The sequence below is a fragment of the Ornatilinea apprima genome, from assembly GCF_001306115.1.
Classification (GTDB): domain Bacteria; phylum Chloroflexota; class Anaerolineae; order Anaerolineales; family Anaerolineaceae; genus Ornatilinea; species Ornatilinea apprima.
In genome coordinates this window covers 276,237-300,989 of the sequence record NZ_LGCL01000015.1, presented here as the reverse complement: position 1 = coordinate 300,989, position 24,753 = coordinate 276,237, and the positions used below count along the sequence as shown (strand labels likewise).

At 55.5% G+C, this 24,753-nt stretch carries 21 protein-coding genes and 1 pseudogene; all 22 read left to right on the top strand.

What is annotated here, in order from left to right:
- Window positions 1–672 precede the first annotated feature (672 nt).
- Window positions 673–2,157, top strand: a complete 1,485-nt coding sequence (locus ADN00_RS04580) for an NAD(P)/FAD-dependent oxidoreductase (protein ID WP_201781140.1) — start codon at window positions 673–675, stop codon at window positions 2,155–2,157.
- Window position 2,158: 1 nt separating this feature from the next.
- On the top strand, window positions 2,159–3,436 hold the full coding sequence (locus tag ADN00_RS04575; RefSeq protein WP_075061767.1) for an NAD(P)/FAD-dependent oxidoreductase: 1,278 nt from the start codon (window positions 2,159–2,161) through the stop codon (window positions 3,434–3,436).
- 17 nt (window positions 3,437–3,453) lie between these two features.
- Window positions 3,454–3,831 carry a DUF1667 domain-containing protein gene (locus tag ADN00_RS04570; RefSeq protein ID WP_075061766.1) on the top strand — a complete coding sequence of 126 codons (378 nt, stop codon included), beginning with the start codon at window positions 3,454–3,456 and terminating at the stop codon, window positions 3,829–3,831.
- 87 nt (window positions 3,832–3,918) lie between these two features.
- Window positions 3,919–5,889 (top strand): sigma-54-dependent Fis family transcriptional regulator, encoded by a 1,971-nt coding sequence (locus ADN00_RS04565; RefSeq protein ID WP_075061765.1) that lies wholly within the window; start codon window positions 3,919–3,921, stop codon window positions 5,887–5,889.
- A gap of 554 nt (window positions 5,890–6,443) precedes the next feature.
- Window positions 6,444–7,238 (top strand): MIP/aquaporin family protein, encoded by a 795-nt coding sequence (locus ADN00_RS04560; protein ID WP_075061764.1) that lies wholly within the window; start codon window positions 6,444–6,446, stop codon window positions 7,236–7,238.
- A gap of 63 nt (window positions 7,239–7,301) precedes the next feature.
- Window positions 7,302–8,303: a dihydroxyacetone kinase subunit DhaK gene (dhaK, locus tag ADN00_RS04555; RefSeq protein WP_075061763.1), complete on the top strand. Its 1,002-nt coding sequence runs from the start codon at window positions 7,302–7,304 to the stop codon at window positions 8,301–8,303.
- Window positions 8,304–8,366: 63 nt separating this feature from the next.
- Window positions 8,367–9,008, top strand: coding sequence for a dihydroxyacetone kinase subunit DhaL (gene dhaL / locus ADN00_RS04550; protein ID WP_075061762.1), 642 nt, complete (start codon window positions 8,367–8,369; stop codon window positions 9,006–9,008).
- 49 nt (window positions 9,009–9,057) lie between these two features.
- Window positions 9,058–10,557 carry a glycerol kinase GlpK gene (gene glpK, locus ADN00_RS04545; protein ID WP_075061761.1) on the top strand — a complete coding sequence of 500 codons (1,500 nt, stop codon included), beginning with the start codon at window positions 9,058–9,060 and terminating at the stop codon, window positions 10,555–10,557.
- A 94-nt stretch (window positions 10,558–10,651) separates the two neighbouring features.
- On the top strand, window positions 10,652–10,924 hold the full coding sequence (locus ADN00_RS19960) for a hypothetical protein (RefSeq protein ID WP_075061760.1): 273 nt from the start codon (window positions 10,652–10,654) through the stop codon (window positions 10,922–10,924).
- Between the two features lie 35 nt (window positions 10,925–10,959).
- Window positions 10,960–13,485: a phosphoenolpyruvate--protein phosphotransferase gene (gene ptsP / locus ADN00_RS04535; RefSeq protein ID WP_075061759.1), complete on the top strand. Its 2,526-nt coding sequence runs from the start codon at window positions 10,960–10,962 to the stop codon at window positions 13,483–13,485.
- A 280-nt stretch (window positions 13,486–13,765) separates the two neighbouring features.
- A complete protein-coding gene (locus ADN00_RS04530) occupies window positions 13,766–14,053 on the top strand; it encodes a MoaD/ThiS family protein (protein WP_152966257.1) in 288 nt (95 codons plus the stop codon).
- Window positions 14,054–14,187: 134 nt separating this feature from the next.
- A complete protein-coding gene (locus tag ADN00_RS04525) occupies window positions 14,188–16,074 on the top strand; it encodes an aldehyde ferredoxin oxidoreductase family protein (RefSeq protein ID WP_075061757.1) in 1,887 nt (628 codons plus the stop codon).
- 13 nt (window positions 16,075–16,087) lie between these two features.
- Window positions 16,088–16,579: a 4Fe-4S dicluster domain-containing protein gene (locus tag ADN00_RS04520; protein WP_075061756.1), complete on the top strand. Its 492-nt coding sequence runs from the start codon at window positions 16,088–16,090 to the stop codon at window positions 16,577–16,579.
- A 148-nt stretch (window positions 16,580–16,727) separates the two neighbouring features.
- Window positions 16,728–18,698 (top strand): annotated as a pseudogene (locus tag ADN00_RS20520) (FAD-dependent oxidoreductase); the annotation flags it as partial.
- Entirely contained in the window at window positions 18,672–19,241 is a 570-nt protein-coding gene (locus ADN00_RS20515) for a hydrogenase iron-sulfur subunit (protein WP_407944713.1), read from the top strand. The pseudogene ADN00_RS20520 and the gene ADN00_RS20515, both read left to right, overlap by 27 nt.
- Complete coding sequence (locus ADN00_RS04505; RefSeq protein ID WP_075061753.1) at window positions 19,238–19,831, top strand: 4Fe-4S dicluster domain-containing protein; 594 nt, start codon at window positions 19,238–19,240, stop codon at window positions 19,829–19,831. Before ADN00_RS20515 ends, ADN00_RS04505 begins: the two co-directional genes overlap by 4 nt.
- Window positions 19,828–20,271 (top strand): hydrogenase iron-sulfur subunit, encoded by a 444-nt coding sequence (locus tag ADN00_RS04500; protein ID WP_075061752.1) that lies wholly within the window; start codon window positions 19,828–19,830, stop codon window positions 20,269–20,271. The genes ADN00_RS04505 and ADN00_RS04500 overlap by 4 nt, the downstream gene beginning before the upstream one ends.
- Window positions 20,268–21,221 carry a 4Fe-4S binding protein gene (locus ADN00_RS04495; RefSeq protein WP_075061751.1) on the top strand — a complete coding sequence of 318 codons (954 nt, stop codon included), beginning with the start codon at window positions 20,268–20,270 and terminating at the stop codon, window positions 21,219–21,221. The genes ADN00_RS04500 and ADN00_RS04495 overlap by 4 nt, the downstream gene beginning before the upstream one ends.
- Before the next feature lie 11 nt (window positions 21,222–21,232).
- Complete coding sequence (locus ADN00_RS04490; RefSeq protein WP_075061750.1) at window positions 21,233–22,237, top strand: 4Fe-4S dicluster domain-containing protein; 1,005 nt, start codon at window positions 21,233–21,235, stop codon at window positions 22,235–22,237.
- A complete protein-coding gene (locus ADN00_RS04485) occupies window positions 22,238–23,095 on the top strand; it encodes an FAD/NAD(P)-binding protein (RefSeq protein ID WP_075061749.1) in 858 nt (285 codons plus the stop codon).
- A gap of 12 nt (window positions 23,096–23,107) precedes the next feature.
- On the top strand, window positions 23,108–24,082 hold the full coding sequence (locus ADN00_RS04480; protein WP_075061748.1) for a 4Fe-4S dicluster domain-containing protein: 975 nt from the start codon (window positions 23,108–23,110) through the stop codon (window positions 24,080–24,082).
- A gap of 185 nt (window positions 24,083–24,267) precedes the next feature.
- Window positions 24,268–24,699 (top strand): arsenate reductase ArsC, encoded by a 432-nt coding sequence (locus tag ADN00_RS04475; protein ID WP_075061747.1) that lies wholly within the window; start codon window positions 24,268–24,270, stop codon window positions 24,697–24,699.
- Window positions 24,700–24,753 lie beyond the last annotated feature (54 nt).

Sequence of the window (24,753 nt, the reverse complement as noted above, 5' to 3'; positions counted from 1 at the left end):
CTTAAACACCACCCCTGTGGGTGGTGTTTTTTTGCTTAAGAAGATACTCATATTCTTTTTGAGTGCCAATAATATGAAAAGGGGTGACGCCCCGGCAGATTTGACCTGCCAGCCAAGTGCGTGGCCGCTCTCTACGCTGACATTTGTCATGGATTTTGATCACGACTTTGCAGCATGATTGAATCGCGCCTAACGATTATGCTAAAATAATGCCAGACAAATGGGTGGGGGATGGAGTGCCCGTTTGCGCGCAAGGGTTGACCGTTGATCCTGTGATCGAAGGGAATGGATCATCCATGGGAATGGATGTTTCTTGCCGAGTTCAGACATTTTTTGTCTGACTGGGAATATGTTTTGAACATGGCTTCGAAAAGGGATGGTTCGACCGCGTTGGTTTCCCTGCCGCTTCAAGATGATCGCAACGCCGAACTCATCTCCTGGTGATACTATCACTTTGTGATGCCGTCGCATATTGATACCATCACCTGGATAGGACTTTGTGACTTTCCAACTTTATTTGGATATTGTTGGGCAAAGCCATTTCTATGATGAGAAAACTGAGAGGAGAAGAGAAAGCGAGTCGAAAGAAAGACGCCGGAGTTTTTGCCCAAATCAGTTTTGAAACCAATAATCTGCTCGGATGCGATTTTTTTGGAATATATGGAGGGAACTGTGCAAAAAGAATTTGATGTGATTATCATCGGAGGCGGGGTTGTAGGCACCATGGTCGCCCGCTGGTTGTCGCGCTACCAGTGGGACGTATTGTTGATTGAAAAACAGGCGGATGTGGCCATGGGCACCACCGCTGCCAATACGGCCATTGTGCATGCCGGCTATGACCCTGTGCCTGGTAGCCTGAAAGCCAAGATGAACGTGCTTGGCAATAAAATGTTCGACCAATTGGCGGGCGAGTTGAATTTTGCCTTTGACCGCCGGGGCGATTATGTGGTGGCTGTTGGTGATGATGAGCTGCCCGCCCTGGAAGTTTTGATGGAGCAAGGCAAAAAGAACGGCGTGCCGGGCATGATCTTGCTCCCTGGCGCTGAAGTTCGCCGGCGCGAGAAGAACATCAACCCCAATGTGTCGGGCGCGCTGTGGGCGTCCACCGGCGGGGTTTGCGATCCGTTCCAGATCACGGTGGCCGCGGCCGAAAACGCGATTATGAATGGCGTAACCGTGATGGTTGAAACCGAGTTTCAAGATTTCATCTTTGACGGAAAACGAATCGTTGGGATGAAAACCAACCGCGGTGATTTCAAATGCAAGTGGGCGATCAACTGCGCCGGTCTGTATTCTGATGTGGTCATGCATAAAGCCGGAATTCGCCCCGATTTCAAGATTAAACCGCGCCGCGGCGAGTATTTTGTGCTGGATCGCGCGGAAATTACCATTGATAATGTGATCTTCCCCACCCCCAGTGATAAGGGCAAAGGCATCATGGTCACCACGACGGTGCACGGAAACACGATCATTGGTCCAAACGCGGTGGTTCATGAAGATAAAGAAGACAAATCGGTTACCACCGAAGGAATGGACGAGATTTGGGAAGGCGCGATGAAGCTGGTTCCCGGTTTGAAGAAATCGCATGTGATTGCCACCTTCGCCGGAAACCGCGCTTATGGGAACGGACCGAGCCGCGATCCTTCCCTTAATTACAACCATGATTTCATCATTGAGATTCCGGAAGAAGTGCAGGGGTTTGTTAACCTGGGCGGGATTGAATCGCCTGGGCTGGTCTCTTCCCCGGCGATTGCATTGGAAGTGGTGGAACTGCTGAAAGACGCCAAAGCATTGCCTCCTGAAAAACGCGAATGGGAGCCGGTGCGCATGGCTCGCCCGCGCTTCCGCGATTTGTCCAACCAGGACCGGCAGCTGCTGGTGGAACGCGACCCTGCCTACGGGCGCGTGATTTGCCGCTGTGAGAACGTAACCGAGGGAGAAATCCTGGCGGAGATCCACGCCCCGCTTCCGGCGCGCACTTATGACGCGATCAAGCGCCGCACCTGGTGCGGTACCGGGCGCTGCCAGGCTGGCTTTGACACCCCGCGCGTGGTTCAACTGCTGGCTCAAGAGTTGGGTGTCTCCCCGCTAGAGATTACCAAGAAGGGCCCCGGCTCTGAATTCTTGTTCCGGACTACAAAGGACGTGGAGGGTTAAGATGGCAATCAAAGACCTGTATGATGTAGTAGTGATTGGTAGTGGTCCGGGCGGGTTGGCTGCCGCGATTTCGGCCAAGAAAGCCGGCGCGGACGATGTGCTGATCATTGAGCGCGATGTGGAATTAGGTGGTATTTTGCTGCAGTGTATTCACAATGGTTTTGGCGTGGAAATCTTCAAGGAGGACCTGCCCGGCCCCGGATACGCGCAGCGCTTTATCAACGAAGCCCTGTCGCTGGGTGTGGAAACCATGCTGGATACGATGGTGCTGGATGTAACCCCGCACCGCAAGATCTATGTTTCCAGTAAAACCTACGGTTTTAAGGTGATTCAAGCGCGCGCGATTGTGCTGGCAATGGGCTGCCGCGAGCGCACCCGCTCGCAGATTCGCCTGCCAGGGACGCGCCCGGCAGGTGTGTACACGGCTGGCACGGCGCAGCGCTTTACCAACGTGGAAGGTTTTATGCCCGGCAAGAAGTATGTCATCCTGGGTTCGGGCGACATTGGCATGATCATGGCGCGCCGCCTGACCTTTGAAGGCGCGAAAGTAGAGCGGGTGCTGGAAATTATGCCCTTCCTCACCGGCCTGACGCGAAACTTTGTGCAGTGTCTACAAGACTATGATATTCCCCTGCAGCTTCAGCACACGATTAAACGCATCATCGGCAATGATCGGGTCGAAGCGATTGAAGCGGTGCGCGTAGATGACAAGTGGAATATGGTGCCAGGGTCGGAAGAAATTATTCCCTGCGACACCTTGCTGCTCTCGGTGGGCCTGATTCCAGAAAATGAGCTGTCGCGCATGGCAGGTGTGCAGATTGACCCGGTAACCGGCGGGCCGTATGTAGACGAAACCTTCCAGACCAATGTTCCGGGTATTTTCGCGGCGGGGAATGTGGTGCATGTGTACGACCTGGTCGACTGGGTAACCGAAGCCGGTTTTGCGGCTGGAGACGGCGCCGGCAAGTTCGCGGTGTCTCAGAAGAAGAAGGCCGCGCAGTCGATCGGTTTGCTGGCGGGGAACAACATCCGCTATGTGGTGCCGCACCGCATTGAAAAGGAAAGTTTGCAGGATGAGCCCATTAAACTGCAAATGCGCGTGCGCCAGCCCATGGAAGAACCGGTGTGGGTGGAAGTGCATGATGGCGAAAATCTGATCACCCGGCGCGGTGAGCGCTATGTGCGCCCTGGTGAAATGGTAACGGTTACGTTAAAACCCAAAGATTTTGACGCCATTCGCAATACCGACCGCCTTACGGTTCAGGTTGTTACCCGATAGCCGGGAAGGAGATAAAAATGCCAGAAGAAACTGTTAAAAAATTGATTTGCATAGCCTGTCCCAAAGGCTGTTCTTTGGATGTATCGATGAGTGGTGAAACCATCGTGAAGGTGGAAGGCGCTTCTTGCAAGCAGGGTTATGAATACGCTGAAAGGGAAATTCATGACCCGCGCCGCATGGTTGCCTCAACCGTTAAGGTCAAAGGCGCTGTGCATCCGCTGGTGCCGGTCTATACCCAGAGCGCCATTCCCAAGCGGCAAATCCACGAACTGCTGGCTGAGCTGCGAAAGGTTGAAGTGCAAGCGCCCGTAGAAATGGGCCAGGTTGTGTTAGAAAATGCTCTGGGAACCGGTATTCCGGTAGTTGCGAGCCGCTCTCTACCTAAAGTAAAATAATTAAGCTCTATCTGTTCAAGCCAGGCGGGCGTGGAGATGAGAATCTCCACGCTTGCCCTCTTTGTCTCCAACGCACAGGAGGTATGTTTGAGTCCTGTCGATCAGCGCGCGGCCTGGGAAGCGTTTGTGCATTCCCAGCGCGTTTTGGATGGCGTTCCCCGAAATATCGCCACTTCCTGGCAGCGATCACGCCTGCGCCTTGAACCGTTTCAACACGTGCGCTTGCAGCAGTTGAGCGCATATCATTTGCTTTCCACCCAATTGGCCAACTTCAACCTCATCTCGCTGGCGCGCCCGGTGATGGAGGAGATTTTTCAGTTTCTGGAGCATACCCAGAGCGCCATTTTCCTGACCAATAATGCCGGGTATGTGCTGGAAGTGGTGGGGCACAGCGATGTGATTCGCGAGCTGGCCGCGCTGGGTATGACGCCCGGCGGGCAGTTTTCGGAGGAGACCATTGGCACCAACTCGGTTTCCATGGCCATTCTGGAGCGGTTTCCCAGCGCTGTTCGCGGGTACGAGCATTTTCTCAAGCAGTTTCACACACTGGATGAATACGCCGCGCCCATTTTTGATCTGGGGGGGATGCCGCTGGGCACAATTTGTCTCATACATTATCATCATATTCCCAACCTGAATGGCCTCGCTCTGGTTAACATGGGCGCCAAGGTGATTGAAAGCCAACGGCAATCCGATTTGCTGCTAGCCGAACAAAAAGGGCAGCTGGCTCAGTTGAACAAGATTTTAAGCGCCATTTCGGAGAGCATTTTGGTGTGGAATGATGAAGGCATCTTGATCCATATCAATGATTCCGCCCAGGAACTGATTCACATCTCCGCGCAGCACGCCCTGGGCCGTTCCTACACCGAGTTCATCAAGTTTCCGTCGTTCATTCAAGAGGCGATTGCGCAGCGCCAACCGGTAACGGATGTTGAAGCGGCGTTTGCGGTAGAGAACCAGCAAATCGATTCAATCTTAAGTTTGCGTTTTATTGTTCACAACGACCAGGTGCAGTTTGTGATTCTGATTTTGCGGGCAGAAAAAGCCGTGCGCAAACTGGTGATCAGCCAGTATGGGGCTTACAGCTCAGCCACATTGGATAGTTTCATTGGTGAATCACCGCGCATGCAAGAGATCCGCCGGCAGGTGCGTATTTGCGCTGACGCGGATGGGGCGGTGCTGATTCGCGGCGAGGGAGGCACGGGTAAAACCATTCTGGCGGGTGCCATACACAACGAAGGCCGGCGCAAAGAAAACCCCTTTGTTACTTTCCCCTGTTCCGCCTACTCCAACGAAATGCTGGCAGTGGAGCTGTTCGGATATGAGGAAGAAGGCGAGCGTACCATCCACCGCGCCGGGCAGCCCAGTAAATTTGAATTAGCGCGCGGTGGATCGCTGTTTATTCAAGACCTGGACCTGCTGCCGTTGGAGGCGCAGGCCGCGCTGTTGAATGTACTCGAATTGAATATTGTCCAGCGGCTGGGCGGCTCGCGTCCTTTTCCGGTCGATACGCGGATCATCGCTTCTACTTCCGCGAATATGGAAAAACTGGTGGCGAGGGGCATCTTCCGCTCGGACCTGTACTACCGCATCAGCGTGTTTGAGATCAAACTGCCGCCTTTGCGTGAGCAGCCCGAAGACATTCCGCTGCTGGTGGAACGGATTTTAACGCGCCTGGAAAAACAATTGAATCATTCGCTAGAACTGGCGCCGGGAATGATGGATGTGCTGCAGCGGTATAACTGGCCGGGTAACATTCAGGAACTGGAAATTGTGCTGGAGCGCGCGGCGGCGTTTGCTGGTGAAGGCGGCTATATCGGCCCCATGCATCTGCCGGAGTTTATGTTTTACCCAAGCGAAGAGCTGGTGGGCGCTCCGATGTCTGAGAGCCAGGTTCAGCCGCTGGAGGAGATGGAACTGGAGCTGATTTTGCGGACGGCGCGGATGTGCAAAGGGAATCAATCGCAAATGGCACAAATATTGGGGATCAGCCGCACCACTTTGTGGCGAAAGTTGAAGGTTTTCCGGCTATCGCCGCGTGATCTGCGTCGAGCCTGATATGACTGTTTCAAAATGAAACGGTTTGTAAATGGTAGTGTTTCACTATTGAACAAAAAACTCAAGTGGTTTGACAAGCGCAAAAGATATGCCTATAATGATGATAAGTGTTTATTAATCAAATTTTAACAATACGGTGAAGCCGAATGTGGTATTCGCCTGGAGATTGGGCGCAAAGCGGGGAGGATAACTTTATTGTTGGTGTGGCGCTCAATATTTATTGCAAAAAAAGTAAAGAGTAGTGCACAATCGAATTTTCTTCTGCTGCCCTCTATTATTGGAATGGCTGGGGTGTGTATTTGTGTTCTCTTAACACATCTCATCGGGCGGCCCCTACCAAGGTGCGACCATCTCTTCAGAGATGTGAGATTAAAAAAGCAATTATTTCCATCGAATGTGGGTGAGCGAGGAGGAGCGACCTCACTCTGACGGAAAAAAATTGGGAGGAGGTGCAAAGAGGGAATAAAGAAAAGTGTTTTGTTCAATTGAATAGACCCTTTCGATCACATCATTTGTTTTGTTTTCCATAAAAAACCTTAAGGAGATGAGCCACAATGAAAGAAAAAGGATTGATGAGCGAGTTAGTTGGTGAAGTATTCGGTACCTTCGTCCTCTTGCTGTTGGGCGATGGCGTGGTAGCCAATGTGGGCCTTGCGCCCCGCCTGGCTGGAACTGCCTATAACTGGAACACCATCACCATCGGATGGGCGTTCGCGGTCATCATCGCGGTCTACATTTCGGGCGGCGTTTCTGGCGCGCACCTGAATCCGGCTGTCACCATTGCGTTGGCTGTCAAACGCGGCTTCCCGTGGGGCAAAGTAGTTCCGTTCATCCTGGCCCAGTTCGTGGGTGCTTTCTTGGGCGCTCTGGGTGTCTTCCTTGTGTACCGCGACGGCCTCGTAGCCGCTGGTATGCCGAATGTGTGGAGCACCGGCCCCGGTTCTGTGTTCGGCACCACTTTCTGGGGTGCGGCCAGCTCGGGTTCGACGGGTGGTTACTCTCTGGTTACCGCCTCTATCGCTGAAATCGTTGGCACCGCAGTGCTGCTGTGGGGTATCCTGGCCAGCGGCGACTCCAAGAACATGGGCCTGGGCAATAACCTGGGTGTGTTCATTGTCGGCTTCACGGTTCTGGCAGTTGGTCTGTCTCTCGGTGGCCCCAGCGGCTATTCGATCAACCCCGCTCGTGACCTCGGCCCCCGCATCTTCGGTGCGTTGGTTGGAACCAAAGGCCTCTTTGACGCCGGTTTCTACTGGCTGATCGCCCCCGTTCTGATGCCCGTTGTGGGTGGTATTTTGGGCGCCGCGACCTACGATCTGTTCGTCACCGCTAACCTGCCTCAGAAATAACCTGTTTGTTAAGCCTGGTGATTTGATTGTCAGCAGGAAGAAATTAGGGAAGGTAAATCCAGTATGAAGAAGTTGATCAACAAACCAGAAGATGTTGTAGTTGAAGAGTTGCAGGGTATTGCTCTGGCACACCCCGACCTGGTGAAAGTTCACTTTGATCCCAACTACATCGTGCGCGCTGACGCGCCGGTGAAAGGCAAAGTGGGTATCATCTCGGGCGGCGGCAGCGGACATGAGCCCATGCACGGTGGTTTCGTCGGAAAAGGCATGCTGGACGCAGCCTGCCCAGGGGCAGTTTTCACCAGCCCGACTCCTGACCAAATGTTGGAAGCCACCAAGGCTGTAGATGGCGGCAAAGGCGTTCTGCACATTGTCAAGAACTACACCGGTGATGTAATGAACTTCGAAATGGCGGCCGATCTGGCTCGCGCAGAAGGAATCGAAGTGGAATCGGTGCTGGTGGATGATGATGTGGCTGTGCAAGACAGCCTGTGGACGGCTGGCCGTCGTGGTGTGGGCCTGACCGTGGTATTGGAGAAGATCGTGGGCGCAGCGGCGGAAGCCGGCTACTCTCTCAAGGAAGTGGCTGAGTTGGGTCGCAAAATCAACAGTCTGGGCCGCACAATGGGCATGGCGTTGACTTCCTGCACCGTTCCGCATGCCGGAAAACCCACCTTCGATCTGCCAGAAGACGAGATGGAAATTGGGATTGGCATTCACGGCGAACCTGGCCGCAAGCGCATGAAACTGCAGCCGGTTGATGAGATCGTTGAAATGCTGATGGAGCCGATCCTCAAGGATATCCCCTACAAAGCCGGCGACGAAGTGATCCTGTTTGTCAACGGGTTGGGCGGTACGCCTTTGATTGAGCAATATCTTGTCTTCCGCAAAGCCCATGAAATCTGCGAGAAGAACGGCATTAAGGTTGTTCGCAACCTGATTGGACCCTACATCACCAGTCTGGAAATGGCAGGAACCTCGATCACCTTGCTCAAGGTTGACGAGGAAATGCTGAAACTGTGGGATGCTCCAGTCCTTACACCTGGCCTGCGCTGGGGAATCTAAATTAAACCGGTTTGAGGGGCTGGTGGTCAACACCATCAGTCCCTCAACCATGAGGAGTATGGTATGGCTATTACCCGTGATCAAGTATTGGCTTGGCTGAAGGCTTTTATTCAAGTTATCGCCGACAATAAAGATTATTTGACCGAACTCGATTCGGCTATTGGCGATGCTGACCATGGCGCGAACATGCACCGTGGTTTCCAGGCTGTGTTGGCGAAAATGCCTGGGATGGAAGACGCGGATATCGGCACAATTTTCAAACAAACCGGGATGACACTGCTCTCGACGGTGGGCGGCGCTGGCGGCCCGCTGTACGCAACGTTCTTTATTCAGGCCGGCAGCAAACTGGCCGGGAAAATGGAAATTGAACTGGAAGATTGGGCTGATGCGCTTGAAGCAGCGACGGCAGGAATTGTCAATCGCGGCAAGGCTTCGCTTGGCGATAAAACCATGATCGACGCTTTGTCTCCGGCTGTGGACGCACTGAAGCAGTCGGTTGCTGAAAAAGTCTCCCTATCGGAAGGCCTGAAGCGGTCCACCACTGCGGCAGAAGAGGGTATGAAAGCCACCATCCCGCTTGTAGCCAGGAAGGGGCGGGCCAGTTATTTGGGTGAGCGCAGCGCGGGTCATCAAGACCCTGGCGCAACGTCTTCATTCCTGTTGCTGGAAACCGCGATGAAAACCTGGAGTAATTCCTCCAAGTAGTTGACAATTGGTTCAATCTACCACAAATTCAGAATAAGGAGATGCACAAATGGCGAAATATGCAGCAGCTGTAGATCAAGGAACGACCAGCACCCGGTTTATGATCTTCGATCACAGCGGTAAAGTGGTCGCGGTTGATCAGAAAGAACACGAGCAGATTTACCCCAAGCCAGGTTGGGTTGAGCACAACCCGATGGAAGTTTGGGAGCGCACGCAGGAAGTGATTGAAGGCGCCCTCAAGAAAGCCAGCATCGATCCGAAGGACATCGCCGCGATTGGTATTACCAACCAGCGCGAGACCACCGTTGTGTGGGAAAAAGCGACCGGCAAGCCGGTTTACAACGCGATTGTGTGGCAGGATACCCGAACCGATACCATTTGCAACGAACTGGCCAAAGATGGCGGTCAGGATCGCTTCCGAACCAAAGTAGGTCTGCCTCTGGCCACCTATTTCTCTGGCCCGAAAATCGCCTGGATTCTGGCGAATGTGCCGGGTGTCCGCGAAAAAGCTGAGAAGGGCGAAGTGCTCTTCGGCAATATGGATACCTGGGTAATTTGGAACCTGACCGGCGGCCCGAAGGGTGGCGTGCATGTGACGGACGTTTCCAACGCTTCGCGCACCATGCTGATGAACCTGGAAACCCTGGAATGGGACGAAGAAATCCTCAAGATCATGGGTGTGCCGCGCGCGATGCTGCCCAAGATTATGCCCTCTTCGGCTGTGTACGGCCATGCGGCCAACACCGGCGTGGCGGGCGTGCCTGTGGCCGGTGACCTGGGTGACCAGCAAGCCGCTCTGTTTGGGCAGACCTGCTACAGCGTTGGCGAGGCGAAGAACACCTACGGTACCGGCTGCTTCATGCTGCTCAACACCGGCACCCGCGCTGTGCAGTCGAAGAATGGTCTGCTGACCACCCTCGGTTACAAGATTGGCGATCAGCCCGCTGTGTACGCTCTGGAAGGCTCCATCGCCATCACCGGCGCGTTGGTACAGTGGCTGCGCGACAACTTGAAGATGATTGAAAAATCGTCTGATATTGAAGCCCTGGCCAAGACTGTTGACGATGCTGGCGGCATTTACTTTGTGCCGGCGTTCTCGGGTCTGTTCGCTCCGTATTGGAAGAGCGATGCTCGCGGCGTGATTGTGGGCATGACCCGCTATGTTACCCGCGGCCACATTGCCCGCGCCGCCCTCGAGGCGACCGCCTACCAGACTCGCGAAGTTTTGGACGCGATGAACAAGGACTCTGGTGTGGAACTGACCGCCCTGAAAGTGGATGGTGGTATGGTCTTCAACGAATTGCTGATGCAATTCCAGGCCGACATCCTGGGTGTGCCGGTGATCCGCCCGACCGTTGCCGAGACGACTGCTCTGGGCGCCGCTTACGCGGCTGGCCTGGCCGTTGGCTTCTGGGCACAGGTGGAAGATCTGCGCGCCAACTGGGGCAAGGATCGCGAGTGGAAACCGCAAATGAACGCGGATACCCGCGAAGCGATTTACAAAGGCTGGAAGAAAGCCGTTACCCGCACCTTCGACTGGATCGAGTAATCTGGCGAGTTACAGCAAGCCAAGGGGCGGCGGTTCCGCCGCCCCTTTTGCTACCTGTTTCTTTTTCTATGATTGTGTTGTGAGGATACTTACCTTGAGCAATTCCAAAAAAAACAAATCTCAGGCTGGGTCTCGCAAGCAGGAAGAAAGCCTGGAAAAACAATTAAAGATCGGAGAACCCTGGATTGAGCGATCAGCTGGGATGAAGTGGCTGCTGATCCTCAGTCTGATTACGGCGGGGTACATTACATGGCAATTAGAGCCTTCCCTGGGTTTCTGGGAAGCTTTGTTGTGGGGGTTGGGCTTTGGGGGCAGCCTGTGGCTCATTTTCTATGGTATGCAATGGTTTCGGAAATTATTACGTTAATACATTGATTTTGGATTGAAAGGCGGGCGGGCTGTATGGTAAATCTGGTGCTTGTTTCACACAGCCGAAATCTTGCGGAGGCGGTTACCGGTCTGGCAAAGCAAATGAGTTCTGAAGACGTGCGGATCGTCCCTACCGGGGGTGTGGGCGATAACCGTGATGAATTTGGAACTGATGCGGTGCAAATTCTGGAAGCGATCCAGGAGGTATACACGCCCGACGGGGTGCTGATCTTAATGGATTTGGGCAGCGCGATTCTTAGCACTGAGATGGCGTTGGAATTTTTGCCCGATGAAATGAAAGAAAACATCCGGGTTTGCCCGGCGCCGCTGATTGAAGGTTCTGTGGCTGCCAGCGTGCAGGCCAGCTTGGGCAGCGATCTGGAAACGGTTTACCAAGAAGCCTTAGCCGCGCTGCAGCCCAAGCAGGAGCAGTTGGGGTACCAACCAGCCGGTGAGCTGACGACCGAGATGGCCGCTGCCGCGGGAGAAGCTGCTGAAGGATTAAGCGCAGACGTGCAGTTGATCAACCCGCACGGGCTGCATGCCCGGCCGGCGGCGCATTTTGTGAAACTGGCCAGCCAATTCGACGCCGATGTGCGCGTTCTCAACCTGACCACCGGCAAAGGCCCGGTTTCTGCCCGCAGTTTGAACGCCGTCGCCACCCTGGGCGCGGTGGGGGGCCATGTTGTGCGCATCAGCGCCACGGGGCCGCAGGCTGCCGAGGCCTTGAAGGCTCTGCAGGAAATTACCGCGGCCGGGTTTGGAGAAGCCGGAGAAGAAGAAAAACCCAAAAAGGCGGCCAGGCCGCAAGCCACCCCGCTTGAACTGCCTGCCGACCAGCGGGCGCACCCGGCGGTCAAAATCTGCGAAGGCATTGCGGCAGGCCCGATTGCGTTTTTCCACAAGGCAGCCATCGAAGTTCCCCGGCGAAGGGTTGAAGACGCGCCAGCCGAATTAGAACGCTTAAAAGCTGCTATGGCGAAGGTGGAAAAAGATATTCTGGCGCAGCGCAACGATCTGGAACGGCGCGTGGGGAAAAACGAAGCCGAGATTTTTGACGCTCACCTGCTGATTTTGCAGGACCCGGACCTGCAAAGCGGTGTGAAGAATCTGATCCACAACCAGCAGTTAAATGCGGAGGCGGCCTGGGATGACAGCATCCGCCAGATTTTCGAGTCGTACCGGCAGTTGGACGACGAATATCTGCAGCAGCGAGCGGTGGACGTGCGCAGCGTGGGTGACCAGGTTCTGGTGGAGCTGCTGGGCGCGTCTTCGCAGAAGATTTTGAGCTTTGACCAACCGGTGGTTCTCTTTGCCGAGGACCTGACCCCCTTTGAAACATCGCAATTAAACCTGGAAAAAGTACTGGGCATGGTTACCGTATTGGGCGGGCCCACCTCGCACTCGGCCATTCTGGCGCGCGCGCTGGGCATTCCCGCTCTGGCCGGGGTCGACGCGCGCCTTCAGAACACACCCGAAGGGACAATGGTGGTGGTGGATGGGTTCAAAGGGATTTTTTGGGTAGACCCAGACGCGCAGGTGCTGAACGATTACCAGCTACAGCGCGCGGCCTGGCTGAAAGAACGCCAGGAACTGCTGCAGGCCAGCGCTGCGCTGGCGCAGATGCAAGACGGCAAGCGGGTTGAAGTGGTGGCTAATATCGGCTCGGCGGCAGATGCCCGCACGGCGGTGAAAAACGGCGCTGAGGGGGTGGGGCTGCTGCGCACCGAGTTCCTTTTCCTCGCCAGAAATTCGGCGCCCAATGAAGAAGAGCAGTACCAGCAGCTGGTTGAAATTGGCAAAGAAATGGGAGACCGGCCGATTATTGTACGCACGCTGGATATTGGCGGAGACAAAGAAGTGCCGTATCTTCAACTGCCGCAAGAGGCTAACCCGTTTCTGGGAGTTCGCGCCACCCGCTTGATGTTAAAGGAAAAAGGCCTGTTCAATGCGCAGCTGCGCGCCATTCTGCGGGCAAGTCAAGCATACCGCTACCGGATTATGTTCCCGATGATTGCCAGTTTATGGGAGCTTGAGGCGGCCAAACAGGCACTGGAGGCCGCGCACCAGGAGTTGGAAGCCGAAGGCATTGGTCACCGCTGGCCGATGGAAGTGGGCATAATGGTAGAGATTCCTTCCGCGGCGGTATTGAGCGGGATTCTGGCCCCTGAGGTAGATTTCTTCAGCATTGGCACAAACGACCTGACCCAATACACGCTGGCAGCAGAGCGTGGTAACCCGCAGCTTTCGGGGTATGCGGACGGGCTGCACCCGGCTGTGGTTCAATTAATCGCCGAGGTGTGCGACAACGCCCATCGCGCTGGCAAATGGGTGGGGGTGTGCGGTGAGCTGGCCGGCGATCTGGAAGCCCTGCCGGTATTGATTGGGCTGGGGGTGGATGAGTTGAGCATGAATCCCGGTTCGATCCCCAAGGCAAAGGCCTATATTCGAAAATTGACCACCAGCATGGTGAAGCCGCTGGCGGAAGAGGTGAGATCGGCGCGCGACACGCAAGAATCGCGCCGGATCGCTGCTCAATTTTACAGAGGTCAAAACTGAGGCTGGCTGAATCGTTTGAGGGGAGACCACTCATCTGACCCACGAAAGGTTGGATGAGTTTGTTTGTTTCTGAGAAATTCAAAGTTTACAAAAAAGGGGAACATAGTGACATATGGCAATTTGTAATATTTCTGTTGGGAAAAACATCACCTTTCTTCATAGAACGGGGCAGAATGGTTGAATCTTCAAAAAAATTATGCAACAATACAATTGGAATACAACACTGCTCCTTTCATCGATTCGGTAGCACTCACCGGTTTTTTTCTTGTGAGGGTTCACTGTGAAAAATTTAATGATTGAGTTTTTAGGTGTTGCCAGGAATGTTACGGGTATTCGAAAATTCCCAATTAAAGTAAGCGAGCAGGCGACTTACCATGATGTTACGCGCCTGTTATCCGAGATGTATCCGACCTTAGTTGGAGAAGTCATCCACGAATCGGGTGATACTTTTATCGAGTCCAATGTGATTAGCCGTAACGGTCAGCAAATGATCCGCTCTGAACAATTTCACCAACAACCAGCTGACGGCGATCTGCTGTTGGTCATGTCCATTCTGGCTGGCGGATAGGAAGAAATAGCCGCGGTCTTCTGCGGTTTTTTATGGGTTGATTGTTGAGTACCGGATTGAGGGTTTTTGGAGTCCCAATTAAACAGTCATTTGAATGAGAAGCATTCCAGAACCACTTGCTTGGAGGAGGATGTATGTTTGGATATAGTGGAAAGATTCTGCATATCGACCTGACCAAACGGAAGTCTTGGGTTGAGCAGAAGCCGGAGAGCTGGTATAGAACGTATATCGGCGGTATTGGCATGGCGGCCCGGTTGTTATGGGAGAATATCGAAGTGGGCTGCGATCCGCTTTCGCCAGGAAACCCAATTTGCATTGCCAATGGTATTTTTACCGGAACGCCGGTGCCGGTCGGTGGCAAATATGGCATTGCCAGTAAATCGCCGCTGACGGGATTTATGGGCGACAGCCTTTCGGGAAGCTGGTTTGCCATCGCGTTGAAGCGCGCGAAATGGGATGGCGTGGTGATCCACGGATCGAGCCAGGAATGGGTGAACGTGTTCATTGATGATGACCGGGTTTCTTTCCGCAAGGCCGATCACCTGCTGGGTAAAACCACCTTTGAAACCGAGGAAGCCATCCGCGAAGAATTGGGCGACGACCAGGTGCGCTCGGCCACCATTGGAAAAGCAGGCGAAAACCTGGTGCTGACAGCCTGTGTGACCAACGACGGCCGCCAGGCGGGGCGCACCGGCCACGGCGCGGTGTGGGGTTCTAAGAAGCTTAAGGCGCTCTCGGTGCGCGGCACGCACGGGGTAACCGTCCACGATCCAAAGAAGCTTCTGGAGCTTTCTTACAAAATTTCGCAAGAAGCGCAGGGTCCGCATACCAAGAAATACCGTATTTATGGCACTTCAACCAACGTGTTGAATATGGACCGCCTGGGCCTGCTGCCCACCCGCAATTATCAGGAAGGCACCTTTGAAGGGGCAGAGACAGTCAGCGGTGAATACTTGGGCGAACATTTTCGAGAGAAAATGCTGGCCTGCGCGCAGTGTCCCATCGCTTGCGAGCCGTATTCAGTGGTAAAAGAAGGCCCGTTCGCTGGCGCAATGACCGGCATCGATTATGAATGTTTGCAGGCCGCCAGCTCGAACCTGGGCATCAGCGACCTGGCCGCGGCGATCAAGATTATTGATATTTGTGATGAGCACGGCATGGACGCGATGAGCACGCCGGTGACGATGAGCTGGGCGATTGAGACGTTTGAACGCGGCCTTTTGAAGAAAGAAGATTTCAAGTGCAAGAAGTACCCCGAAGGTTTTGAGCCGTATTTTGGCGCCTCAGAAGAGATTGTTACCCTGTGCGAGATGATTGTAGAGCGCGAGGGGATTGGCGATCTGCTGGCGTTGGGCTCGCGCAAAGCCAGCGAGAAATTTGACGCGGAGCACGGCACTGAGACCTACAAATGGGCCATGCAATCGAAAGGTTTGGAAACCCCTGGTTATGACGCGCGCGGGCTGAAGACCTTTGCTGTGGGCGTGGCTGTGGGCACGCGCGGACCGTGCCACAACCGTTCGGCGGCGTATGACCCCGACATTCAGGGTGAAGTGGACCGCTTCAGCGTGGATGACCGCCGGGGTGAGCTGGCCAAAGAGAACGAGGAATACGCGGCGGTTTATGATTCGCTGCCGATGTGCAAATTCATCCGCCGCTGCTTTACAGGCAAAGCAGACCGGGCAGGGGCGTGGCCAAGCATCGCAAATTTGATCAACGCCACCACGGGTTGGAATTTCGATTATGACGCGGTGGATCGGATTGGCTCGATTACGCATACGATTAAGAAAGCCTTTAATATTCGTGAAGGCTGGAAGAGATCGGATGATGTGCTTCCGTACCGCTGGCACCACGACCCGATGACCAGGGGAGCTTCTGCCGGGCATGTGGTCAGTGTGGATGAGCTGGAATACATGAAAGATCTGTATTACAAGGCCAAAGGATGGACCCCAGACGGATTGATCCCCAAGCAAGTGCTGATCGATCTTGATATGGCGGATGTTGCCGAAGAGATTGGTGTTTAGGAGGAAATGGATTATGACAACTTCATCCTCGAAGTTTAAGTTTATTACCTGTGATCCTGAATTGTGTGTTGGCTGCCAGTTGTGTGAATATATTTGTTCGTATACCAAAACGGGAGAGTTTAACACCTACCACAGCCGCATCCGCACGGTGCGAGCCGAAGAGATTCTGATCACGGCGGTGGCCTGCCGCACCTGCGAAGATGCCCCTTGCGTGATTGCCTGCCCGCGTGACGCGCTGATTCAGGACAAGGATACCGGCATTATTCATGTGGACAATTCCAAATGCGACGGCTGCGCCTGGTGCGTGGTGGCCTGTGATTTTGGGGCCATTTCCATTGACCCGGCCAGCAAGTTGGCGGAAATCTGCGACCAGTGCGAGGATGTGGAAGGCGGCCCGCAGTGTGTGATCTGGTGCCCCAAAGAAGCGCTGGAACTGGTAACTGCAGACCAACTGGCACAGAAAGCGCGGCGCAAGCTGGCGGTGAAAGAAGTGTTAGGCAAGTGATCTGTTTGAGTTGCCCGGGTTAAGATAGAAAACCTGCCGCGGCGAGGCGTTATTCTACTGTGGCAGGTTTTTCGGTTGAAATTTTCGGGTTACCGCATGGGTGTTAGCGATATGGATGCGGAACGACCTCAGGAGGAAAATCAACAAGATGACTGAACAGCCTGGAGATGAAGAATTAAGAGTTGGGGTTTATGTTTGCCACTGCGGCAGTAATATCGCTGGCGTGATTGACCCTGTGGCGGTTACGGATTATGTCAGTAAAATTCCGGGGGTCGTGCGAGCGGTTGATACTCATTATGCCTGCGCAGACAGCGGCCAACGGTTAATCAAAGAAGATATTAAGAAATACAACCTGAACCGGGTGGTTGTGTCGGCCTGTTCGGTGCGCATGCATGAGCCTACCTTCCGCGCGGCGGTGCAAGAAGCCGGGTTAAATCCTTTCCTGATGGAGATGGCCAACATCCGCGAGCAGTGCACTTGGGCGCACGGGCACGACCCGGCCGGCGCGCTGGAAAAGGCTAAAGACCTGACCGCGGCGGCGATTGCCAAAGCCAGCTTCTTGACCCCGCTGGACATGATCAAAGTGCCGGTTACCAAGAAGGCGATGGTGATTGGGGCCGGCGTAGCGGGGATCAGCGCGGCATTGGACCTGGCAGACCAGGGAATTGAAACCATTTTGGTAGAGAAGCAGCCGACCATCGGCGGGACCATGGCGCAGTTGAACAAGACCTTCCCGACGATGGACTGTAGTATATGAATTCTCGCACCCAAAATGGTTGACGCGGCGCGTCACCCCAAAATTGACATCCGGGCTTACACCGAAGTTGAGCGGGTTGAAGGGTTCGTTGGTAACTTCCAGGTTCAACTGCGTGAGAAAGCCAAATATGTGCGGGCCGATCGCTGCAATGGCTGCGGCGAGTGTACGAAGGCCTGTCCGATTGAAGTTCCCAACTACTTTGAGATGAATCTGTCGCCTCGCAAGGCGGCCTATGTGCCGATGAGCCAGTCGGTGCCGCTGGTTTACAATATCGACATGGATGCCTGCATTCACTGCTACAAGTGCGTGGATGCCTGCGGTAAGCTGGAGGCGATTGACTTTGGCATGGAAGATCAACTGAGCTGGCATGATGTGGGGGCGATCATCATGGCCACCGGCTACGATCATTTTGATCCTTCTTTGATCCCAGAGTACGGCTATGGGCGCTTCCCCAACGTGATCACCGCGATGGAGATGGAGCGGCTGAACAACTCGGCCGGCCCCACCCGCGGAAAAGTGGTGCGGCCCAGCGACCAGAAAGTGCCCAAAAAGCTAGCTTTCATCAACTGCGTGGGCTCGCGCGATAAGCGTTTCTATCCCTACTGCTCCAATTTCTGCTGTATGTACAGCATCAAGAACGCGGTGCTGCTCAAGCAGATGGACCCGGAGATGGATGTGACCATCTATTACATGGACATTCGCACCCCTTCCAAGGGCTACGAAGAGTTCTACGACCGGGCGCGAGAGATGGGCGTGCGTTTCGTTCAAGGCCGCCCCAGCATGATCACCGAAGACCCCAATACGGGCAACCTGTTTGTGCATGCCGAAGACCTTGCCCTGGGGCGGGTAACCGAGCTGGAATACGACATGGTGATGCTCAACCAGGCGGCCATTCCACAGCAAGACGTCAATGTGATGAGCTCGCTGCTGAATATTTCGCAAAGCCCGGGCGGGTGGTTTATGGAATACCATCCCAAGCTGCGCCCCATGGACAGCCCCACCGACGGTGTGTTCCTGGCGGGGGCCTGCCAGGGAGTCAAAGACATTCCATCTTCGGTGGCGCAGGGTTCGGCGGCGGCGGCGCGCGCCGGGCGTATTTTGCACGCCGATGAATGGGAAATTGAGCCAACCGTAGCGATGGTGTGGGAAGACCGCTGCGTGAGCGCGGACGGCAAGAAGTGCGGCATGTGCGAGAAAGCTTGCCCGTACGGCGCGATTATTTATGAGCAGGGTAAGGCGGCCGAAGTGATTACCGCCAAGTGCCACGGCTGCGGCGCCTGCGTGGCCGAATGTCCGCACAATGCCATTACCCAACTGCACTTTACCGACGCGCAGGTGCTGGCGCAGCTCCGCGCGCTGCTGGCTAAGAAGCCCGAAGAAAAGATTTTAGCCTTCCGCTGCCACTGGTGTTCTTATGGCGGCGCAGACCTGGCGGGCACCAGCCACTTTGAATACACCGCCAACGAGCGCGGTATTCGCGTGATGTGTTCGGCGCGTATGGATACCGACTTTATCTATGAGGCCTTCCGCCTGGGGGCCGGAGCGGTGCTGTATTCGGGCTGCCACCCGCAAGACTGCCACTACATTACCGGTCAGCGGGTGGGCGCGGCGCGCGCCGAGCGGATGATCAAACAGTTTGAAAAGATGGGTATGACGCCGGGGCGCTTCCGCGTGGAATGGATCAGCGCGGCCGAAGGCGATAAATATTCGGCGGTGTTGAATGAGATGCAAAAAACGCTCGACAGTATACCGCGCGAGGATCTGCTGCATGAAATTGAAGAGCAGCGCCCCACCATGGAACAGCGCTCGCGCCGCTTGCGTGAAGCACCGCGAGTAGATGAAGCCGATAAATACTCCGATCTGGTGATCGTATCTCTGTTGAATCAGAAGGAGGTGGCGAAGTGAGCCATGCCGTAAAGGAATCCTTTGCCGACCATGTGCGCTCCATCCCCGGCGGTGAATATCTGGAGATGTGCTACTCCTGCGGAACCTGCGTGAGCAAGTGCATGGTGCAGCAAAAGTCTGACCCCAATTACAATCCGCGGCGGTTGATCCGCAAGGCGGTATTGGGTTTGGACAAAGATGCGTTCAGCGATGTAACCACCTGGTTGTGCACGGCTTGTGATTTGTGCTACCCGGCTTGCCCGCAGAAGATCCATATTTCGGGGGTTATTCTGGCGGTGCGCGAGCTGGCTAAACAGAGCGGAAAGACCTCGCCGGTGAAAACAGCCAGAGTGAATGAGCAGACCTGTGTGGCTTGCGGTTTGTGCGCAGAAGCCTGCCCCTATGAGGCCATTCAACTGGCAGAGAAAAAAGTGCCCAACCGCGGCATGATCACGGTGGCGCAGGTGGACGCGGGTAAATGCATGGCCTGCGGGCTTTGCGGTGCGGTTTGCCGCTCGACTTCCATAGGCATCGAAGAAGACTTTTCGGATGACGCCTTGATGACCGGTTTGTGGCGCTGGTTAAATCCCACCGCGGAGGTGACGCCATGACCTCAACCTGGAAACCGCGCATTGTTTTGTTTCAATGCCAGTGGTGCCTTTTCTCGGAGGCAGACCAGAAATGGGTGGATACCCAGCGCCCCCGCAATGTGCGCCTGGTAAAAGTGCCCTGCACCGGGCGCATCAGCCCACTGTATATTCTGAACGCGCTGCAAGGCGGCGCCGATGGTGTTTTGGTGAGCGGCTGTAAACCCGAGATGTGCCATTTCAAAGAGGGCAATCTGGGCGCGCGCCGGCAGTTGGACGAGTTCGCGAATTTTTTGGAATACGCAGGGTTGGAAGAAGGGCGCGTGCATTTTGCCTGGCTGGATGTGCAGGAACGCGGGCGCATTCAACAAGAGCTGGCCGATATGGAAGCACGATTGGTGGAAATGGGCCCGTCTGAGCGCATGAAGACCCGCGCGCCGCTGAAAGAAGGAGGGCTGGCATGAGCAACCTGCAAGACGCCATCCGGCAAGAAGCCGCCCGCCTGCTGGCGGAAAAGATTGTGGATGTGGTGATTGGCTTTGAAAGCGAATCAACACCCCTCAAGCCGCAGCCGGCCTTTATTCGGCGGGCGGATGAGGCAGAAAAACTGGTTTTCAACGGTTTCTGTCAGAACAATCTGGCCACTTTTTTGAACCGTTACCCCAAAACCACCCGCATCGGCCTGGTGGCGCGCGGCTGTGAGAGCCGGGCGGCGCACGCCCTGCTGGTGGAACATCAGCGCAGCCGCGAGAGCCTGTATCTGATTGGTGTGCCCTGCCAGGGAATTGTGGACTGGCGCAAAGTGGAACTGCGGGCGGGTGAGAATATCCTCTCGGCGCAAGAAGATGATGGTGTTGTGCGTGTGATGACCCGCCAGGGAGAGGTCTCTTTACCCCGCGAGGAGCTGCTGCACGATTCCTGCGCGCGCTGCCTTCACCCCAACCCGGTCAACGCGGACGTGATGCTGGGCGAGCCGCTGTCAGAGGGAGACCCGGCGCGGGCACGGCAGCCAATTGACGCCTTTGAGGCCTTGAGCGGGGCAGAGCGCTATGCTTTCTTCACCCATGAGGCTGAGCGCTGTATTCGCTGTTATGCCTGTCGTGAAGCCTGCCCAATGTGCTACTGCGCGGAGTGTTTTGTGGATCACACCGCACCGCGCTGGGCGGAAAGCACCACGGCCGCTTCGGGAACGCAGGCCTGGCATCTGGTGCGCGCCTTTCACCAGGCGGGCCGCTGCGTGAGCTGCGGCGCCTGTGAGCGCGCCTGCCCGATGGATATTAAGATGACCTATCTGACCGACAAGCTGAATGAGGATATGCGCGCGCTGTACGGCTTTGAGCCGGGGATGGATGATACCCGCCAGCCGCCGTTTGCCGCATTCAGCCTGGACGATAAAGACCGGTTTATGAGCTAGGAGGCAGGGAAATGAACGTTCAAATCGCGAAAAAAGACCTGCCAGCCCTCCTTCAGCAGTGGGCGCAGTCCGCGCAGGTGCTGGCCCCGGTCAAAAAGGAAAACTTCACTGCCTTTGAAGTGATCGCGGACGTGAGTGAGATGGACCTGGAACAGGCCCACAACACCCGTTACCCACTTAAATCGCTGTTTCTGCCGCAGTCAGAGGTGCTGTTCCGCTATCAGAATGGGGAATATGTGCCGGCCGTGCCACAGAAAGGCCCGCGGGTGATTTTTGGCGCGCGCCCCTGCGACGCCCGTGCCCTGACCCTGCTGGATACGGTTTTTGAGGAAGAAGGCAGCCAGGACCCCTATTGGAAGGCGCGCCGCGAAGCCTCCACGCTGGTGGGCATGGGCTGCGATCAGCCGTGCGAGTCGTGCTTCTGCACCACGGTTGGTTCGGGGCCGTTTGATCGCAGCGGGCTGGATGTGCTGGTAACACCGGTGGATGGGGTGTATGCCCTGGAAGCACTGACCGAAAAAGGGCAGAAGCTGGTGCAATCTTTGCAGCCGCTGCCGGCAGAGACGCAGAAGCGCGTGGAAGAAGTGCAAAGCCGCGCCGCCGCGGAAATGAAACCGGCCTTTGAGGTGAAAAGCATTCGCGACAAGCTGTACGGGTTGTTTGAGAGCGAGTATTGGCAGCAGGTGCAGCAGTCTTGCCTGGGGTGTGGGGTGTGCACCTATCTGTGCCCGACCTGCTTCTGCTTTGACATTGTGGATGAAACCCAACGCGGCGAGCGCGTGCGCAACTGGGATACCTGCATGTTCAGCGTTTATTCGCTGGAAGCGTCGGGGCACAACCCGAGACCGTCACGCCGCGAACGCACCCGGCAGCGCCTGATGCACAAGTACGCTTACTGGTTGGACCATATTGACCAGATTGGCTGCACCGGCTGCGGGCGCTGCGTGCGCTACTGCCCGGTGGGGCTGGATATCCGCGATATGATCCGCCGCGCGCAGGCGTGGGAGGAGGCGTAGATGCATAATAACGGCAACAATCCTTACGAGCCGATGCCGATGCGCATCGCGCGGGCTTATTACGAATCGAATGACCGCTCGCTGAAGACCTTTGAGCTGGTGTTTGAGCGGGATGCAGACTGCAAGCAGTTCTTCGCGCACTATAACCCCGGCCAATTTTGCCAGCTTTCCATTTTTGGCAAGGGCGAAGCGCCCTTTGGAATTGCCTCGGCGGCCTGGGAAGGTGATTTTGTGCGCTTTACGGTGCAAAAGATGGGCACTTTTACCCAGGCCATTCACCGAATGAAGGCCGGCGACCCGATTGGCATGCGCGGTCCGCTGGGCAACGGTTTTCCGCTGGACGATTGGGGCGGTAAAAACCTGGTGATCATCGGCGGTGGCTGCGCTTTCAGCACGCTGTACGCATTGACCAAGCACATTCAGCACCCCGATCACCGCGGCGGATTTAACGAGCTGTGCGTGATCTATGGGGCGCGCAATTCGGGCTTGTGCATGTACAAGAGCGACATCCAATCGTGGTATGGGCGCGACGACCTGGAGATTCACCAGGCGGTGGACGTGCCGGAAGAGGGCTGGATGCACCATATCGGCTATGTGCCGGATGTGGTGAAGGAAGTGGCCCCGTCACCAGACAACGCCGTGGCGGTGGTGTGCGGCCCGCCAATCATGACCAAATATACCCTGCCGGTGCTCACCGATTTGGGCTTCGCACCGGAGACGATCTTCACATCGTTAGAGAAACGCATGAAATGCGGGGTGGGCAAGTGCGGGCGCTGCAATATTGGCCCGGAGTACATCTGTAAAGATGGACCGGTGTTCTCACTGGCCGAGCTGCAGGCTTTGCCTGCCGATTTATAAAAGGAGCGCGGAATGTCTGCAAGAGGACTGACAAAGAAACAAACCACATCCGCTGAGATTGTGTTAGAGCGCCCGATGGTGACCCGCCATTACAAAATGGTGTGGGATTTGGATCGCTGCGTGGGCTGCCAGATTGGTCCGGCGGTTTGCCCCAAAGACGCCGTGAAGCATATTCCCGCCGAGCTGGAAGGCGGCCGCATGGTGAAACGCGCCGGGGTGGATATTGACGCGGAGGCGTGCATCTTCTGTGGCATGTGCGCGGTGATGTGCCCCACCCAGGCGATCAGCATGACCATCAACGGTGAGCCGGAAATCCCGATTATCGATTATGAAGCCTTCCCCAAGCTGATCGAATCGACCGTTTTTGAGCGCGAGCTGTTTGATTTTGGGTTGAAGGATTTTGTGGTCAATAACTGCCCTACACATGTGATCTCGTATAACGCAGAAGCAGACACGATGGAAGTGGATGACGCGCACTGCATCCGCTGCCGGCAGTGTGAAGTGGCAAGCAGCGGCGCGTTTCAGGTGGTGCAGCCGTGGGAAGGCCTGGTGCGCTTGCAGCGCGATAAATGCGTGGAAGGCTGCCTGGCCTGTGCCGATATCTGCCCCACACGCGCTCTGCATATCGATGACGATGGTGAATTGACCCTGGCGGATTATTACTGCATCAAATGCGGGGCGTGTATGCAGATCTGCCCGGTGAAGCCCGAAGTAGAGAAGTACACCACCACCTTTGAGGTGAAGGAGATAGAAGTCAAGCGTGAGCGCGAGCGGGTGATGAACGCGCACGATTTGCCGATCTGGGTGGAGCGCTGGCGGGTGAAGCACTCGCCGGTGGACAGCGGCGCGTGGCGCGCAGCCTTATTGGATATGGCGGATGATAAAGCCGGGGCGGTTGAGATTGACCGCACCCGCGCCCTTCGCCGCCGCGACCTGTTGAAAGCGCTGGCCGGGGGAAAGGCCATGCTGGAACGAGCAAAGCATTAGATAGTTTGAAAGAACGTCTCAGGGAACGCTGCTGAAGCGCCTCACACTGATCCTGTGTGAGGCGCGGTTCTTGTTAATTGGTGCTTAACAAAAGCATTACCCGCCTTAATTTCTTCTCAACAGGATCTTTGTTACCATAAATAATGTCCAAATAGACTGAACTTCAAGACGAGAAGAGGTGTGAGATGGAAGATCAGAAACGGGTGCTTTTCTTATGCACGGGCAATTCGGCGCGCAGTCAGATGGCGGAGGCGATTCTGCGGAAGAAGGGCGGCGGCTTTTTTGAGGCGCGCAGCGCGGGGCTGGAGCCAAAGGGCATCCATCCCCTGACGGTGCGGGTGATGGAAGAAGCCGGTTACGATCTGACCGGCCAGTATTCAAAAGGCGTTAGCGAGTATCTGGGGAAAGAGTTCTTTCATTATTTGATCACGGTTTGCGATCACGCGGATAAAAATTGCCCTTCCACCTGGCCGGGTGTGCAGACGCGCTTTCATTGGAGTTTCGCGGATCCGGCCGCGGTGGAAGGTTCAGAGGAAGAAAGGCTGGCAGCCTTCCGTCAGGCTCGCGACCAGATCGAAGCGAAAGTAAGCGCGTGGCTGGCGGAACAGGGGTTTTAGGACGAAGCAGCCTCGCGGGGATTGAGGGTTTGCATCCGCGGGATGACCTCTCTA

What these genes read in the sequence shown, in the direction of transcription:
- ADN00_RS04480 (WP_075061748.1), top strand. Translation starts at nt 23,108, where the DNA reads ATGTCTGCAAGAGGACTGACAAAGAAACAAACCACATCCGCTGAGATT.
- ADN00_RS04570 (WP_075061766.1), top strand. Translation starts at nt 3,454, where the DNA reads ATGCCAGAAGAAACTGTTAAAAAATTGATTTGCATAGCCTGTCCCAAA.
- dhaL (WP_075061762.1), top strand. Translation starts at nt 8,367, where the DNA reads ATGGCTATTACCCGTGATCAAGTATTGGCTTGGCTGAAGGCTTTTATT.
- ptsP (WP_075061759.1), top strand. Translation starts at nt 10,960, where the DNA reads ATGGTAAATCTGGTGCTTGTTTCACACAGCCGAAATCTTGCGGAGGCG.
- ADN00_RS04500 (WP_075061752.1), top strand. Translation starts at nt 19,828, where the DNA reads ATGACCTCAACCTGGAAACCGCGCATTGTTTTGTTTCAATGCCAGTGG.
- ADN00_RS04495 (WP_075061751.1), top strand. Translation starts at nt 20,268, where the DNA reads ATGAGCAACCTGCAAGACGCCATCCGGCAAGAAGCCGCCCGCCTGCTG.
- ADN00_RS04560 (WP_075061764.1), top strand. Translation starts at nt 6,444, where the DNA reads ATGAAAGAAAAAGGATTGATGAGCGAGTTAGTTGGTGAAGTATTCGGT.
- ADN00_RS04490 (WP_075061750.1), top strand. Translation starts at nt 21,233, where the DNA reads ATGAACGTTCAAATCGCGAAAAAAGACCTGCCAGCCCTCCTTCAGCAG.
- ADN00_RS04520 (WP_075061756.1), top strand. Translation starts at nt 16,088, where the DNA reads ATGACAACTTCATCCTCGAAGTTTAAGTTTATTACCTGTGATCCTGAA.
- dhaK (WP_075061763.1), top strand. Translation starts at nt 7,302, where the DNA reads ATGAAGAAGTTGATCAACAAACCAGAAGATGTTGTAGTTGAAGAGTTG.
- glpK (WP_075061761.1), top strand. Translation starts at nt 9,058, where the DNA reads ATGGCGAAATATGCAGCAGCTGTAGATCAAGGAACGACCAGCACCCGG.
- ADN00_RS04485 (WP_075061749.1), top strand. Translation starts at nt 22,238, where the DNA reads ATGCATAATAACGGCAACAATCCTTACGAGCCGATGCCGATGCGCATC.
- ADN00_RS04475 (WP_075061747.1), top strand. Translation starts at nt 24,268, where the DNA reads ATGGAAGATCAGAAACGGGTGCTTTTCTTATGCACGGGCAATTCGGCG.
- ADN00_RS04525 (WP_075061757.1), top strand. Translation starts at nt 14,188, where the DNA reads ATGTTTGGATATAGTGGAAAGATTCTGCATATCGACCTGACCAAACGG.
- ADN00_RS04575 (WP_075061767.1), top strand. Translation starts at nt 2,159, where the DNA reads ATGGCAATCAAAGACCTGTATGATGTAGTAGTGATTGGTAGTGGTCCG.